This window comes from Acinetobacter sp. C26M (assembly GCF_023702675.1).
Taxonomy (GTDB): domain Bacteria; phylum Pseudomonadota; class Gammaproteobacteria; order Pseudomonadales; family Moraxellaceae; genus Acinetobacter.
This window is the reverse complement of sequence record NZ_CP098478.1, coordinates 3,331,949-3,346,145: the sequence shown is the minus strand read 5'-3', so window position 1 is coordinate 3,346,145 and position 14,197 is coordinate 3,331,949. Positions and strand designations below refer to the sequence as shown.

Genomic DNA, 14,197 nt, shown 5'->3' with positions numbered 1-14,197 from the left:
AGCGTGAGTAAGTGTTTGACAATAAAATCAAACAGGTTATTATACGCAACACAAAGCATCGCACTCTTCCCGAGGTGGTGAAATTGGTAGACGCGGCGGACTCAAAATCCGCTGTCAGAGATGACGTGTCGGTTCGAGTCCGACCCTCGGGACCAAGATTCAAAGACCCCAAGCTGGTATTAAAGGCTTGGGGTTTTTTAATGCTTAATAATTTATATTTATAATAAAGATATAGTTTAAAATCTTGTTATCTTTTATGGGGGCAAAATGTCAGCTAATTTAAACTCAGAATTGAATCTTACACCACTATTAGAACGAATAATTGATAACCCATATGGCGTAATTATCTGTAGTAGTGTTCTTTTTCTTGTGTTAGTCGTAGCGATTGTTTTCTTTGTCGCTAAGTCTGGGATTCTAAGCAGCATACGAGAGCACCAAGATCATAAGATCCAACGTATAAATGATGAAATTAAAGATCAAGAAAAACTACTTAGTGATGCATCTTTTGAAAAATATAAAAACCAAATTCAATATCATTTGGATGTTTCCAAACTCAATAAATTACTAAAATATTCTCATCATGATAAAGATTTACTTGAATATATCCTCTCATGTGAAAATAAAAACTTAGCAATATTTTATTATAAAAAAGCAAGTTTCTATTTGGAAAAAGATCAAACTACACAGAAGTTTAAGTTAAAAAGTTTCTGCAAAGACTGGCTTGTTAATAGCTTAAATGTTGCTGGAACAATTATATATTTTTCAATAGGTTTTGGTTCATTATTACCTATGGCATATATTGCTTTTATGTGCATAAAAGCAGGTGTTGGTCTAAATCAAGTTCCATTTAGTTTCTTTGTCTCTCAATTTATTCTGTTTATAGCTTGTCTCCTGTTAGCGCTAATGATTCTCAAGCCTATGGTTAAGCCATGGCAAGCTAAGAAATTTTTAGAATTAGAGAAAGTAAAAAATAATTCAACTAATGATGATGAATAATGAAATATTAAGGCTAGAAAAGAAATAGTGACTTAGTTACTATCAAGAGATTGGAATAATTTTTAAAAAATAGGGGTTAATGTGAAGCTCACACATTTTATTATTCATGAGATTGAAAAAGAATCGGCTACTAGAAAAGGAAATTCTGAGCCGAAAATTGTTTTAGAGTCTAATACTGAGTTTCCTGTAGATTCAGAAGTATCAATATCCTTCGTTGAAAAATTAAGACAAAAGTACAATATATCGATAAGTGGATATGGGTGTGTTGAAAGTGGAGAAAATTCAAAGTTTTCGGACAACTTAAAAGAATATAGGGCTGGAAATTTAGACTTTGTAAAATTAACAACACTTCTTTTAGACCGTCTGAATACTGAATTGAAGTCATCACCAGCGGCTACAGGAGGGCTCGTCGTTGTTGTTGAATACGAAGAGGCTGGGAAATCGTACTTGTTGATTTCAATGATTAAGGAAAAATCAGCAATTACATTTGATAAGTCAGCAATTAGTTTAAGTGAAATTCTCTCTATCGATTTAGATAAACTTCATGAAGGTGCAAGGATTGATCTAAAGAAATGGGAAGCGTTAGAACAGCCTCATATCTCATTTACTAAAAGATCTCGAGATAAAATTACCGATTATTTTGCAAAATCAATTGACTGTCTTGACTATACAGATTCAAAAACATATACGATTGCCATAAATACTCTACTTCAATCTTATGCCAAGGCAAATGAATGGTCTGATGAAAAATATAAAGAAGCTAAAAAATCTATGCAACAGTATTTCGCTGATGCTATAACTAAGAAAAAAGATTCAACAGAGCAACCTACAGTTAGTCTTAAAGTACTTTCTACAATTATAGATCCGACTGCTGAAAATGATTTTTATGATTTTATCCGTGCACAAACTGATATTGAAATTAGTGATGAATTTCAACCTCATGCTGATACAGTGCGGGGGTGGAAAAGGGCAACTGTGAAGTCTGGGACTATTAAGCTTTCATTTGATATGGCAGACTTCGAAAAGGGAAGTGTGAGCTCTAAAGATGGTTTTGTTTTTATCGCTGATCCTAATGGGCAATTTGGAGAACAATTGGACGAGCTTAAACGCCGCTAATCTCACTTAAATTATTGAATTAAATATGAATGATCAAGAAAGTATAAATGTTCTAGAGTTCTTTGCTACAACTCTTGTGGCTTTAGATAATCTTGATTATTCAAAAGATGAATGTAAATTCACTGGTTATGTACCTTTAGATTTTAAGTTTAGTTATGATGAATTAGAAGCTACATGCCAATCACTAAATCTTGATACAAGTGATAGTGATCGTGAACAAAGAAAAATAGTTTTCGATATAGTTAATACGGGGATATTTTATTCATTAGATGATTATCTTTCAAATCCTGAAAGAAGAGTTGATGTGAAACCGAAAAGCAGTTTTTATATATTTGAAGAAAAATTTAATTATATTTCGGATTATGATTATAAAGATGAAGAATTACCAAATTTTATAAAAATTGCTAAGCTATATGATGCGTTGAACACAATATCTGACTTTCAAGGCTATTTAGGCAATGAACCATATATTATTTTCTTTGGGAAAATTAATCTCAAGCTAAATTTTAAATTTAAAGCATCTGATTTAAATGTTGATTTTAAAAAAATCATGCTCTTTGTTGATGATTATGTGTTCAATAAAATGCATCATGAAGACAGAGTACTTTCTATTCGTAATGCATTAAATGGAATGTTTTTGGAAAAAGATGTTGAGTTTTCTACCTTTTTAAAAAAATTTGAAGCTTTTTATCTTTTGGTGAGAAATAATTTTCAATTGTATATTGATAACTTTTCCTTCGATGATTTCAAAAATAAATTAGAAGAAGATCGTAGAGAATATACAATTAAAATTAATAAAGTATTCTCTGATATGCAAAACCAATTGTTAACTCTGCCCCTGGCAACAGTTCTTGCGGCTGGGCAAATTGTGTTGGTTAATGGTTTTGGTGATTTTATTAAAAATAGCTTAATAGTCGTTGGGATATCTATATTCGGTACTTTCGTATTAATGCAGATATCAAATCAATATAGTACTTTGACAGCATTAAGGAATGAAATTAATTTAAGAGAAGAAGAGATGATTAAAAAGGATGATTCAACTTATAGAGCTGAATATTTAGAAGTCTACTCTCAATTAAGTTCAAGACTCAACAAGCTAGACAGTAATTTGAAGTTAGTTAAAAAAATTACAATTTTTGCAACAGTTTTGGTTTTCTTGGTTTATTTCACAAGATTTTTCTATTGAATTTTAATGTGAAAATCAAATTTCAAGCCCCTAAAAGGGGCTAGTCTAGAGTATGAAAAAAAGAAAATATGTATTGCATCCAGTTACACCGAGTAGCTTCCCCTATAAAAAATGGATAGAACCATATGCTAAATTTTTTCCTTTCACTTTTATTGAATACATTTACCTTAGGTCAGATTTATACAAGATAATTGCAAAGTTTAAATTTAATGAAATTTCACGTTTTGTTGCGAATTGATTGAATCAACAATTGCCTTTTCTGTTAAAGTTTGTTAATACTAAGTGATAGTTTTCACATTTTTTATATAAAACGTAAAGAACCGTATAACGAAAATATTCGAGAGGCGGGAATGACGATTCAATTATTAGAACTACAGCAAGCCGAAAAGTTAAGTGCTTGTAAAATCTCTCTTTCTTTGGGGCTAACTTCAGAGCAGAATTTGCTTGAGCAATTTTTACAGTTCAACCGAAAACTGATGCAAGCCAGTACCGCATTGCTGGCATTTCATCAAGAACCTTACCTGTGGCACCGTTGCCCTGAAAAACTCAAAGCCATTGATTCTGCAAAAATTACCAAAAGTCTAAATACCTTATTTGTGAATGGTGATCTGGTTGATAGCGATCATCCGCAATACTCAACCTTACTGGCATTTCTCGCACCCCTAAAAAAGAAAATCCAAACTGCGGTCGCGCTACATCTCAGGCATCCAGACCAAACCTCACTGGGTTATATCATCCTGTTTGATGAAGCTGCACAAGGCTTTAGCGATCTACAAAAACAACTCCTGCAAGAACATTGCGTCAACTTCATGCAACAACTGGAATTGAAGTTTAACCATGATGAGCTGAAAGAATTATACGAACAAGAGGCTGCACTCAATTTTAGTAAAACTAAATTCTTTTCCATTATTTCCCATGACCTACGTGCACCATTTCATGGGCTATTGGGCTTCTCGGAAATCTTAGCCAAAGAACGCGAAACCTTAGATGAGTCGAGCATTCAGAATATTGCCGACTATCTTTATGATACATCACAGTCGACCTATAACTTGTTGGAAAGCTTGCTGAATTGGGCGATGGCCGAAGGTGGGCGTTTTGTCTATCACCCCATCAACTTTAAGCTGCGACAGATCACTAATATCGTGACCGATATTCTCAAAACTTTAGCGATTAAGAAGAATATTCAACTGATTAATGAAGTCGATGAAAATCTTAAAGTCTATGCCGATATGAATATGATCACTTCGGTCATTCAGAACTTGGTCTCTAACGCGCTGAAATTTACCGATGTCGATGGTACGGGCAAAGTCTATATCCAAGCACAAAATAAAGGCACTTATGTTGAAGTCTATGTCAAAGACACTGGTCTCGGCATGACTCAACAACAAATCAACGATCTGTTCCAGCCACGGATTACCATGAGTTATAAAGGCACCGCAGGAGAGAAGGGCGCAGGGCTGGGCTTAAGCTTGTGTAAGCGCTTTGTGGAAATGAATTTGGGTGAAATCAATGTCAGCTCCAATGAGGGCGAAGGCACGGTGTTTACCGTGTTGCTGCCAATCGAACGTGAACAGGTTGATTTATGTACGGATCAACAAAAAAGCAAAGCGAAATTAGTCTAAAGAGATTTTAAAGATAAGCTTGTAACTGATATAACTAACTTAGATGACATGACATCAGTCGAGCCTTTTTATATGAATGCGCAACAGCTACAAAAAACCTTAGTTGCAAGCCAATATGCTGAACAAGTTTTAAATTTATACAAATTACAATTAGAACAAGACTATTCCGAAGATCAATTTCTGGACTCGCTGTCGACCGAAACCATCTATCAAAAAGTGCAATTGGCAGTAGCTGAAGTCACTGATGAACAATCATGGATGAAAGCGTTACGCGTACTCCGTGCCAAGCTCATGTTTCGCTGGATTTGGCAAGATGCCAATCAACTCACCAATGTGGTGACGTTGACACGTGAGCTATCCGATTTTGCCGATGCCAGTATTTGTGCCGCCAAAGCTTTTGCATTACCACCTTTATTAGCTAAACATGGTGAACCCATCGGTTATTCAGGTCAGTTACAAGATCTGATTGTGATTGGTATGGGCAAGCTCGGTGCGCAAGAGCTGAATCTTTCTAGTGATATTGACCTGATTTTTGCCTTCGATGAACAAGGCGAAACCAATGGACGTAAATGTATTGATGTACAGCAGTTCTGTATTCTGTGGGGGCAGAAGCTGATTTATCTGCTTGATCATATTACCGCAGATGGTTTTGTGTTCCGTGTCGATATGCGTTTGCGTCCGTGGGGTGATGGTTCAGCGCTGGCAATTAGCCATAGCGGATTAGAAAAATATCTGAGTCAGCATGGGCGTGAATGGGAACGTTATGCATGGATTAAGGCGCGCGTGATTACAGGTGGCAAAGCGGGCGAAGAATTACTAGACATGTCACGTCCGTTTGTGTTCCGTCGCTATGTCGATTATTCCGCTTTTGCTGCTATGCGTGAAATGAAAGCCATGATCGAACGTGAGGTCATGCGCCGTAATATCGAAGAGGATATTAAGCTCGGTGCAGGCGGGATTCGTGAAATCGAGTTCATCGTGCAGGTGTTCCAGTTGATCTATGGTGGATCGAAGCGCGAACTACAAGATCGACAATGTTTGGTCAATTTGCATCACTTGGGTGAAGCAGAATTATTGGATCAGCAAGCGGTAATTGATCTGGAAGATGCCTATCTATTCCTAAGACGAGTCGAACACGCGATTCAAGCTTTGAATGATCAGCAGACTCAATCCTTACCAACTGAGCCTGAATTGAGACAGCGCATGTTGGATACATTGGGTTTTGCTGATTGGGCTTCGTTCTTGGATGTACTCAATCAGAAACGTGCCAAGGTCAAAGTACAGTTTAAACAATTGATTCAGGAAAAAGAATTTGCTGAACCTGTTGATGATTTTGTACAGCTTGAACAAAAACTCCATGCCGTACTGGATGATGATGCCAAGAGCTTGATTCAAAACTTTTGGCATGGTCAGGCATTACGCAAAATCCCTGCCAGTGCCTTAGAGCGTTTAAAGAAATTCTGGCCGCATTTGATCGAAGCGATTTTACAGTCGGATCAACCGCAAATGGCACTGTTACGTTTGATGCCATTGGTCGAATCGGTGCTACGTCGTACGGTTTATCTGGTGATGCTGATGGAAAGCCGTGGTGCTTTACAGCGACTGGTCAAGATGGCAACGGTCAGTCCATGGATTTGTGAGGAACTGGCGCAGTATCCAGTTTTGCTCGATGAATTTTTATCGATGGATTTTGGTCTGCCGCAACGCAAAGATCTGGAAGATTCACTGCGTCAACAGTTGCTACGCATCGAGATTGATCAAGTTGAAGATCAAATGCGAGTGCTCCGCTTATTTAAAAAGAGCAATGTACTGACAGTTGCCGCCAGTGATGTGCTTGCAGAAAGTCCGTTGATGAAAGTCTCTGATGCACTCACTGATATTGCCGAAGTGAGTGTACAAGCGACTTTACGCTTGGCTTATGAGGCAGTTGCGCAGCGTCATGGTTATCCAGTCGGAAATAATGGGCAGCGTTGTAGTCTTGATAGCAAAGGCTTCGCCGTGATTGCCTATGGTAAATTAGGTGGCATTGAATTGGGCTATGGCTCAGACTTAGATTTAGTATTTATCCATGCCTTTGAAGAACATAGTGAAACTGATGGGCGTAAGGGCATTAGTGGTGCTGAGTTTGCCATTCGTGTTGCACAAAAGTTTATGTCTTTAATGACCACGCAGACCCTAGATGGTCGTGTTTATGAAATTGATACCCGTCTTCGACCTTCAGGTGAAGCAGGGATGTTGGTCACCAGTTTAAAAGCTTATGAGCAATATCAACAAAAAAGTGCCTGGTTATGGGAGCATCAAGCCTTGGTGCGTGCTCGCTCGATTGCGGGAGATAGTGGATTATGCACGCAATTTGAACAGATCCGCTGCCAAATCCTGACCCAAGTACGTGATGAAAATGTAGTGCGTGAAGAAGTGTTGAAAATGCGCCAAAAGATGAAGGATCATTTGGGATCATCTTCTGAGCAAAAAAAACATGGGATTTTTCATTTAAAACAGGACTCAGGTGGTATCGTTGATATCGAATTTATGGCACAGTATGCTGTGCTTGCATGGAGTGGGACGAATACAGATCTCGCCCATTTTTCCGATAATGTAAGAATTCTAGAAGATGCTGCTAAAGCAGGCTGCTTATCCAGTGAAGATGCCACAGCATTAATACACGCTTATCTCCGTGAACGAGCTGAGAGCCACCGTCTAGCGCTTGCAAATCAATCTATGCAAGTCAATGCTGCGGATTGGCACGATACCCGCGAGATCGTTTGCAAGTTATGGCAAAGATTAATTGATCCAACTGCGCAAGCATTGGAAAGTGAATAATTGTGTAAAAAAGAAAATGGAGTATATGCGATGAGTTTGGCTGATCGTGATGGTTTTATTTGGCAAGATGGAAAATTAGTTGATTGGCGTGATGCAAAAATTCACGTCTTAACTCACACACTACACTACAGCATGGGTGTCTTTGAAGGCGTCAGAGCTTACGAAACACCGAATGGTACAGCAATCTTCCGTTTGCAAGATCATACTAAACGCTTATTAAATTCAGCAAAAATTTATCAAATGAATGTTCCATTTGATCAAGCGACACTAGAACAAGCACAAATTGATGTGGTTCGTGAAAATAAATTAGCATCTTGCTATTTACGTCCATTGATTTGGATTGGTTCTGAAAAACTCGGTATTGCCGCAACTGACAACACCATTCATGCCGCGGTTGCAGCATGGGGTTGGGGTGCATACCTAGGTGAAGAAGCAATGGCACGTGGTATTCGTGTAAAAACCTCTTCATTCACGCATCACCATCCAAACGTGACCATGTGTAAAGCAAAAGCATGTGGTAACTATACGGTGTCGATCTTGGCTCATCAGGAAGTAGCGCGTTCAGGTTATGACGAAGCAATGTTGCTTGACCCACAAGGCTTTGTTTGCCAAGGTGCGGGCGAGAACGTATTCCTGATCAAAGATGGTGTCTTGCATACCCCTGATTTAGCAGGTGGCGCGTTAGAAGGGATTACCCGTCAAACCGTGATTACCATTGCTAAAGACCTTGGTTATGAAGTGGTGGAACGCCGTATTACCCGTGATGAATTCTACATTGCAGATGAAGCATTCTTTACCGGTACTGCCGCGGAAGTGACGCCAATCCGTGAATATGATGACCGTGAAATCGGTTGTGGTTCGCGTGGTCCGATTACCACTGTGATTCAAAAGACTTTCTTTGACGCAGTACAAGGTCGCAATGACAAATATGCGCACTGGTTAACTTATATTAAATAAGCTGTAATCGTGCACAAAGGCGAAGCTTAGGCTTCGCTTTTTTATTGACGAATTAATACTAAAAAAAACAATCCGCTCTATGCTAAGATGAGCGTATATTCAGTGCATATGATTGAACACTTTTTGTTTTTTTGGACAAAGTGTAGCCTCGTATCTCAAGCATTTAAGGTTATCAGATGGTAGATATTCAACAAAATTCGGCAACTCATGAAGACAATGTGATCTTATGCATGAAGTGGGGAACCAAGTATGGTGCTGAGTACGTCAACCGTTTGTATAACATGGTCAAACGTCATTTGACTTTGCCTTTTAAAATGGTGTGCTTAACGGATCGTACCGAAGGTATTGACCCGAATGTTCAATGTTTCCCAATTCCATCTTTAGATTTACCTGCTGGTAGCCCTGAGCGTGGCTGGAATAAACTGTCGACCTTTGAACCTGATCTGTATGGCTTAAAAGGAAATGCTTTATTCCTCGATCTGGATGTAGTGATCATTGATAATATTGACTGCTTCTTCCAAGCGGAAGGTGAGTTCTTGGTGATTCACGACTGGAAACGCCCTTGGCGTATCACAGGCAATAGTTCGGTTTATCGTTTTAAACTGGGCGCTTTCCCTGATATTTTGCCGTACTTCCGTGCAAACTTTAAAGAGATCAGTCAAAAGTTCCGTAATGAACAAGAGTACCTGTCTTGGTTTGTGCATAAAGAAGGCAAATTGAGTTATTGGAATAAAGAGTGGTGCAAAAGCTATAAATACCACTGTTTAAGACGAGTGCCATTTGCTTATTTCCAGCCACCTGTAAAACCGAAAGGTGCAAAAATTATTATTTTCCATGGTGAGATTAACCCACCTGATGCGATCAGTGGTGGCGGTGGTAAGTGGTATCGCTATGTATTGCCATCGGATTGGATTAAAGAGTCTTGGCAATAATTCAAGTGTTATTTATCTTGAAATTGAATAGATGAATAGGATAAAAAAATCAGGCGGAATGCCTGATTTTTTTTGCTTTAAGGGTTGTTAAATATTGTGGTATTGGCGATACCAATCGACAAAGTTTTTCACTCCATCAACCACCGAAGTGGCGGGTTTATAGTCCACATAGTTTTCTAGCGCAGAGCTATCAGCAAAGGTATCTGGCACATCACCTGGCTGGAGGGGGAGAAGGTCTAAAATCGCTTCTTTGCCTGCTGCTTTTTCAATGGCCTGAATGTATTCAATCAGTTTCACCGTACGGTTGTTACCAATATTGAAAATTCTAAATGGGGCATTGCTGGTTGCAGGGTTTGGATGGTTGCTGTCCCAAGTCTCATCAGGTGTTGCAATCTTGTCGCTGGTACGAATGATCCCTTCAACAATATCATCGATATAGGTGAAGTCACGTGTGTGATTGCCGTGATTAAATACTGGAATCGGTTTACCTTCAAAAATGTTCTTAGTGAACTTAAATAAGGCCATATCTGGACGCGTCCACGGGCCATAGACGGTAAAGAAGCGTAACCCTGTGGTTGGCAATTTAAATAAATGACTGTAGCTATGTGCCATTAATTCATTGGCGCGTTTAGTTGCAGCATAGAATTGTAAAGGATGATCCACGCCGTGTTGTTCGCTAAATGGCATGGTAGTATTGGCACCGTACACACTACTGGTACTTGCATAGGTCAAGTGCGGCGTTTCTGCATAGCGACAAGCTTCTAAAATATTGGTAAACGCAATCAGATTGCTTTCCACGTAGCTATGCGGGTTCTCCAATGAGTAACGTACACCTGCTTGTGCAGCCAAATGAATGACACGATCAAAAGTATGATCTTGGAAGCATTGATCCACCACAGCTTTATTGGCGAGATTGTCACGAATCAGAGTGAAACTGCCTGTATCGTTGCGTTCAGCCAGTAGTTGCAATTGCTGAGCACGTGCCTCTTTCAGTGATGGATCATAATAATCGTTGAAGTTATCAAAACCGACCACATTATCACCGCGTTCCAGCAGTTTTTTTGCAACACTAAAGCCGATGAATCCAGCAGCACCTGTGACTAGAACTTTCATTCATCGCCTCCAAAAATATCTCGGGTATAAACTTTATCTTGTACATCTAGCAATTCATTGGAGAGGCGATTGGCAATAATCACATCGCAAGATTGTTTGAATTCATTTAGATCCTGAGTGACTTTTGACTTAAAGAAGCTGTCTTCATGAAAGGTTGGTTCATAAATAATAATCTCCAGACCTTTCGCCTTTAGTCGCTTCATCACGCCTTGAATAGCTGAGGCACGGTAATTGTCAGAGCCACTTTTCATCACTAAACGGTAAATTCCCACCGTACTTGGATTTCGTGCGAGAACTGAATCTGCAATAAAATCTTTACGAGTGCGATTGGCATCGACAATGGCTTTAATCAGATTGCTTGGGACGTTGTTATAGTTAGCCAGTAATTGCTTGGTATCTTTTGGCAGACAATAGCCGCCGTAGCCAAAAGACGGGTTGTTGTAGTGGCTACCAATACGAGGATCGAGACAAACGCCATCAATTACTTGTTTCGTATCTAGACCAAAGCTTTGTGCATAAGTATCTAGTTCATTGAAGAAGGCAACCCGCATTGCTAAATAGGTATTGGCAAATAGCTTAATTGCTTCAGCCTCGGTCGAGTGAGTCAGCAATACAGGAATATCCTGCTTGATCGCACCTTCGACCAGTAGGTCTGCAAATTGCTGGGCACGTTCAGACTGTTCACCGACAATAATCCGCGAAGGATAAAGGTTGTCGTGTAGTGCTTTGCCTTCACGTAAAAACTCTGGTGAGAAAATAATGTTTTGGGTTTGATATTTGTTTTTGACTTGTTCAGTGAAACCAACAGGCACTGTTGATTTAACGATCATAGTCGCATTTGGATTGACTGCCAAAACATCTTGGATGACACTTTCTACACTTTGCGTATTAAAATAATTGGTTTGTGGATCGTAATCGGTTGGGGTGGCAATAATAATAAAATCAGCATCTTGATAAGCCAGTTGCTGATCAGTGGTGGCTGTGAAATTTAAGTTTTTTTCTTTTAAAAAGAGTGAAATATCATGATCTTGAATCGGTGATATTTTGTCGTTCAGCAAATCTACTTTACTTTGTAGGATATCAAGTGCAATGGTTTCATGGTGTTGTGCAAATAGCATAGCATTTGACAATCCGACATATCCTGTTCCAGCAATCGCTATTTTCATAAATACCTAACAGATTCTAATACATGATGAACGGCTAATAGGATAACCAGAGTGAGCCTAATTTTAAATCCCATTCTACTGGTGTAATGACCATTCGCCCTGCATTCGGAGTGAGGGTGATTTCACTAAAATACACATGATCTTGAGACAATAGGAAGTCAATTCGGCTATAACCATACGCAAAACAAAGCTTTTCTGACAGTTGAATAATTTCTTGCAATTGCTTCGGTGCCGTTAAAGCGGAAGGAGAGTTTTCTTTAAGATCGACCCGAAATGGCTGTAACTGCCATTGAGTGTCATACATATTTGAGTAGTCATTGCCTTGAGCATCTTGAACATCAATTTCCAAATATTCGGGACGGCCTTCAAAACAGTGCACACGACACGTAGTAATGGTGGATTGGCTGGTAGGGTCGACATAGAGCTCAACATATTCCTCAACCAGCACTTTAGGGCAAATATCTTTGTAGTGCCATTCACGCTTTCTAAAATACATGTTCATTTTGAGATGATTTTTGATTTTAGCTGTTGCTGCTTCTACACTAAATTTGCTCTTGTCGCGGCAGATCATGGCGCTGCCACTGTCATGGGTACACTTTAAAACAAATTGATTGGGTAACTGATTAAAATCAATCTCATCAATACATTTGTAAATGCCAATCAATGGAACAAAATAGGCATCACCGACTTTTGCTGAAACCAGCTGTCTGACTGCGCATTTGTCTGCTAATTTTGTGAATAGCGGACTTCGCTCAAAAATCATTCGGGCAGTAACTTTTTCATTGAAGCTTTTTGGCGAGCAAAAATTAGGGGTATAACCTAATTTGCAGATAAACCGTTTAGTCAGATACGCTTTATCTGAAACAAATTTAGTTCTAATTATTTTTGCTTGATACTCAAAGTAATTATAAATCATCAGTCAAAAGATTAAATCCCATTAAAGTAACCTGTAATTATAATAAAAATACCTAAATTCGTCTAATAAAAATGTCGTAAATATTGATGAGAAATGATTCCAAAAGGTTTGATTTTGTTAGGGATTGTCAGAGTTTAAGTTGCGATTAATAAACTTGCTAAATTGGCTAAATTGCGCGATGCATGAGCACTTCTCTGATGTGAGAATTTTAATAATTATAATATATTGATTTATATGGAATGATTACATGATCAAGATGCCTAGCATTACGAAAAGAGACTGCCTGTGAACAGATCAGTGATGTTATCATGTAGTCCTAGATTAAACATGTTTGGCCGATTCTTGTGCCTTCTAATCGTTTAAGAGTGAATTGATGAGTGAAATGATGCAACCGGTTGATGTGGTGATTGCTTGGGTGGATGGCAATGATCCAAAGTTAAAGCAGAAGCGCATGCAGTATCAGGGCAAAGTATTAGCTTCTGATGCTATTAGTGATACTCGCTTTGCCAGCAACCATGAAATTTATTATAACGTTGCATCTATTTTGAAATATGTCCCATTTTGCCGACATATCTATATTGTGACCGATGGTCAGCAACCACAGTGGATTGATGATTTTATAACGGATGGGATTTGTGAAGCAGGTAAAATTCGCATTGTAGATCATCGCGAAATTTTTGCGGGTTATGAACAATACTTGCCGACTTTCAATACACGTTCGATTGAAACCATGCTTTGGAATATTCAGGGATTATCGGATTATTTTTTCTATTTGAATGATGATTTCTTTTTTAACGCACCTGCGCAGCTGGAAGATATTCTTGTCGATCAGAAAATGGTGATTTACGGGCATTGGCAGAGCAGTTTTGCGCTCAAGGCCAAGCTTTGGTACCGTCAATTGTTAAATCAATATTTTAATAAGCCCATTCAACCTAAACATATGATTGCTCAAATGTTGGGGGCAGATATGCTTGGATTTAAAAAGTTTTTTGAGATTCACCATTATCCACACGCGGTTGACCGTAAAATATTACAAGACTATTTACTAGAGCATCCGACATTTCTGGAAAAGCAGATTCAGTATAAATTTCGCAGTGTCGAGCAAATTAATCCGATTTCATTGATGAATCATTTGAAAATTCAAAAAGATGAGGCCTTGTTAAAGCCTGATCTTGATATTGCCTATTTGAAAAATGAAAGCAGTTTAAGCAGCTTCTTGCAAAGCTTGGGTAATGAACAAATTAAATATGGGTGCATGCAAAGTCTAGATCAATTGAGTGATGTGGCAGCGACAGAAATTTATGCAGCTTTAAATCAAAAATTGGCAGGCTATATACCCAACGTTTTATTGGCTGAAACGGCCAAAGGATAAA

At 38.6% G+C, this 14,197-nt stretch carries 11 protein-coding genes and 1 tRNA gene; 9 read left to right on the top strand and 3 right to left on the bottom strand.

Going from position 1 to position 14,197, the window contains the following annotated elements; translation table 11 throughout:
* The first annotated feature begins 68 nt into the window (after window positions 1-68).
* From NDN11_RS15305 to NDN11_RS15270, 8 genes are all read left to right on the top strand, one after another.
* Window positions 69-155 (top strand) — tRNA-Leu (locus NDN11_RS15305).
* Window positions 156-267: 112 nt separating this feature from the next.
* Window positions 268-996 (top strand): hypothetical protein, encoded by a 729-nt coding sequence (locus NDN11_RS15300; RefSeq protein ID WP_241287243.1) that lies wholly within the window; start codon window positions 268-270, stop codon window positions 994-996.
* Between the two features lie 81 nt (window positions 997-1,077).
* Window positions 1,078-2,112 carry a nucleoid-associated protein gene (locus NDN11_RS15295; RefSeq protein ID WP_251110126.1) on the top strand — a complete coding sequence of 345 codons (1,035 nt, stop codon included), beginning with the start codon at window positions 1,078-1,080 and terminating at the stop codon, window positions 2,110-2,112.
* Window positions 2,113-2,137: 25 nt separating this feature from the next.
* On the top strand, window positions 2,138-3,298 hold the full coding sequence (locus NDN11_RS15290; protein ID WP_251110125.1) for a hypothetical protein: 1,161 nt from the start codon (window positions 2,138-2,140) through the stop codon (window positions 3,296-3,298).
* Between the two features lie 350 nt (window positions 3,299-3,648).
* Entirely contained in the window at window positions 3,649-4,920 is a 1,272-nt protein-coding gene (locus NDN11_RS15285; RefSeq protein ID WP_251110124.1) for a sensor histidine kinase, read from the top strand.
* Between the two features lie 72 nt (window positions 4,921-4,992).
* The gene (gene glnE, locus NDN11_RS15280; RefSeq protein ID WP_251110123.1) at window positions 4,993-7,740 is read left to right on the top strand and encodes a bifunctional [glutamate--ammonia ligase]-adenylyl-L-tyrosine phosphorylase/[glutamate--ammonia-ligase] adenylyltransferase; all 2,748 of its coding nucleotides are present in this window, start codon (window positions 4,993-4,995) and stop codon (window positions 7,738-7,740) included.
* Between the two features lie 30 nt (window positions 7,741-7,770).
* Window positions 7,771-8,697 carry a branched-chain amino acid transaminase gene (locus NDN11_RS15275; RefSeq protein ID WP_004652473.1) on the top strand — a complete coding sequence of 309 codons (927 nt, stop codon included), beginning with the start codon at window positions 7,771-7,773 and terminating at the stop codon, window positions 8,695-8,697.
* 176 nt (window positions 8,698-8,873) lie between these two features.
* Window positions 8,874-9,629, top strand: coding sequence for a glycosyltransferase (locus NDN11_RS15270; protein WP_251110122.1), 756 nt, complete (start codon window positions 8,874-8,876; stop codon window positions 9,627-9,629).
* An 87-nt stretch (window positions 9,630-9,716) separates the two neighbouring features.
* On the opposite strand, the gene NDN11_RS15265 is transcribed toward NDN11_RS15270, so the two are convergent.
* Genes NDN11_RS15265 through NDN11_RS15255 form a run of 3 tightly spaced genes read right to left on the bottom strand, consistent with a single transcriptional unit; the run spans window position 9,717 to window position 12,824 of the window.
* Window positions 9,717-10,742, bottom strand: a complete 1,026-nt coding sequence (locus NDN11_RS15265; RefSeq protein WP_251110121.1) for an NAD-dependent epimerase — start codon at window positions 10,740-10,742, stop codon at window positions 9,717-9,719.
* Window positions 10,739-11,908: a nucleotide sugar dehydrogenase gene (locus NDN11_RS15260; protein WP_167249931.1), complete on the bottom strand. Its 1,170-nt coding sequence runs from the start codon at window positions 11,906-11,908 to the stop codon at window positions 10,739-10,741. Before NDN11_RS15260 ends, NDN11_RS15265 begins: the two co-directional genes overlap by 4 nt.
* 34 nt (window positions 11,909-11,942) lie before the next feature.
* Window positions 11,943-12,824 carry an ATP-grasp fold amidoligase family protein gene (locus NDN11_RS15255; protein ID WP_167249926.1) on the bottom strand — a complete coding sequence of 294 codons (882 nt, stop codon included), beginning with the start codon at window positions 12,822-12,824 and terminating at the stop codon, window positions 11,943-11,945.
* Between the two features lie 373 nt (window positions 12,825-13,197).
* Between NDN11_RS15255 and NDN11_RS15250 the strand changes: the two genes are divergently transcribed.
* Window positions 13,198-14,196 carry a stealth family protein gene (locus tag NDN11_RS15250; protein ID WP_251110120.1) on the top strand — a complete coding sequence of 333 codons (999 nt, stop codon included), beginning with the start codon at window positions 13,198-13,200 and terminating at the stop codon, window positions 14,194-14,196.
* Window position 14,197 lies beyond the last annotated feature (1 nt).

Excerpts from the sequence above, each read along its gene's own strand:
- NDN11_RS15255 (WP_167249926.1), bottom strand. The coding sequence starts at position 12,824 with ATGATTTATAATTACTTTGAGTATCAAGCAAAAATAATTAGAACTAAA.
- NDN11_RS15275 (WP_004652473.1), top strand. The coding sequence starts at position 7,771 with ATGAGTTTGGCTGATCGTGATGGTTTTATTTGGCAAGATGGAAAATTA.
- NDN11_RS15290 (WP_251110125.1), top strand. The coding sequence starts at position 2,138 with ATGAATGATCAAGAAAGTATAAATGTTCTAGAGTTCTTTGCTACAACT.
- NDN11_RS15285 (WP_251110124.1), top strand. The coding sequence starts at position 3,649 with ATGACGATTCAATTATTAGAACTACAGCAAGCCGAAAAGTTAAGTGCT.
- NDN11_RS15300 (WP_241287243.1), top strand. The coding sequence starts at position 268 with ATGTCAGCTAATTTAAACTCAGAATTGAATCTTACACCACTATTAGAA.
- NDN11_RS15270 (WP_251110122.1), top strand. The coding sequence starts at position 8,874 with ATGGTAGATATTCAACAAAATTCGGCAACTCATGAAGACAATGTGATC.
- NDN11_RS15250 (WP_251110120.1), top strand. The coding sequence starts at position 13,198 with ATGAGTGAAATGATGCAACCGGTTGATGTGGTGATTGCTTGGGTGGAT.
- glnE (WP_251110123.1), top strand. The coding sequence starts at position 4,993 with ATGAATGCGCAACAGCTACAAAAAACCTTAGTTGCAAGCCAATATGCT.
- NDN11_RS15265 (WP_251110121.1), bottom strand. The coding sequence starts at position 10,742 with ATGAAAGTTCTAGTCACAGGTGCTGCTGGATTCATCGGCTTTAGTGTT.
- NDN11_RS15260 (WP_167249931.1), bottom strand. The coding sequence starts at position 11,908 with ATGAAAATAGCGATTGCTGGAACAGGATATGTCGGATTGTCAAATGCT.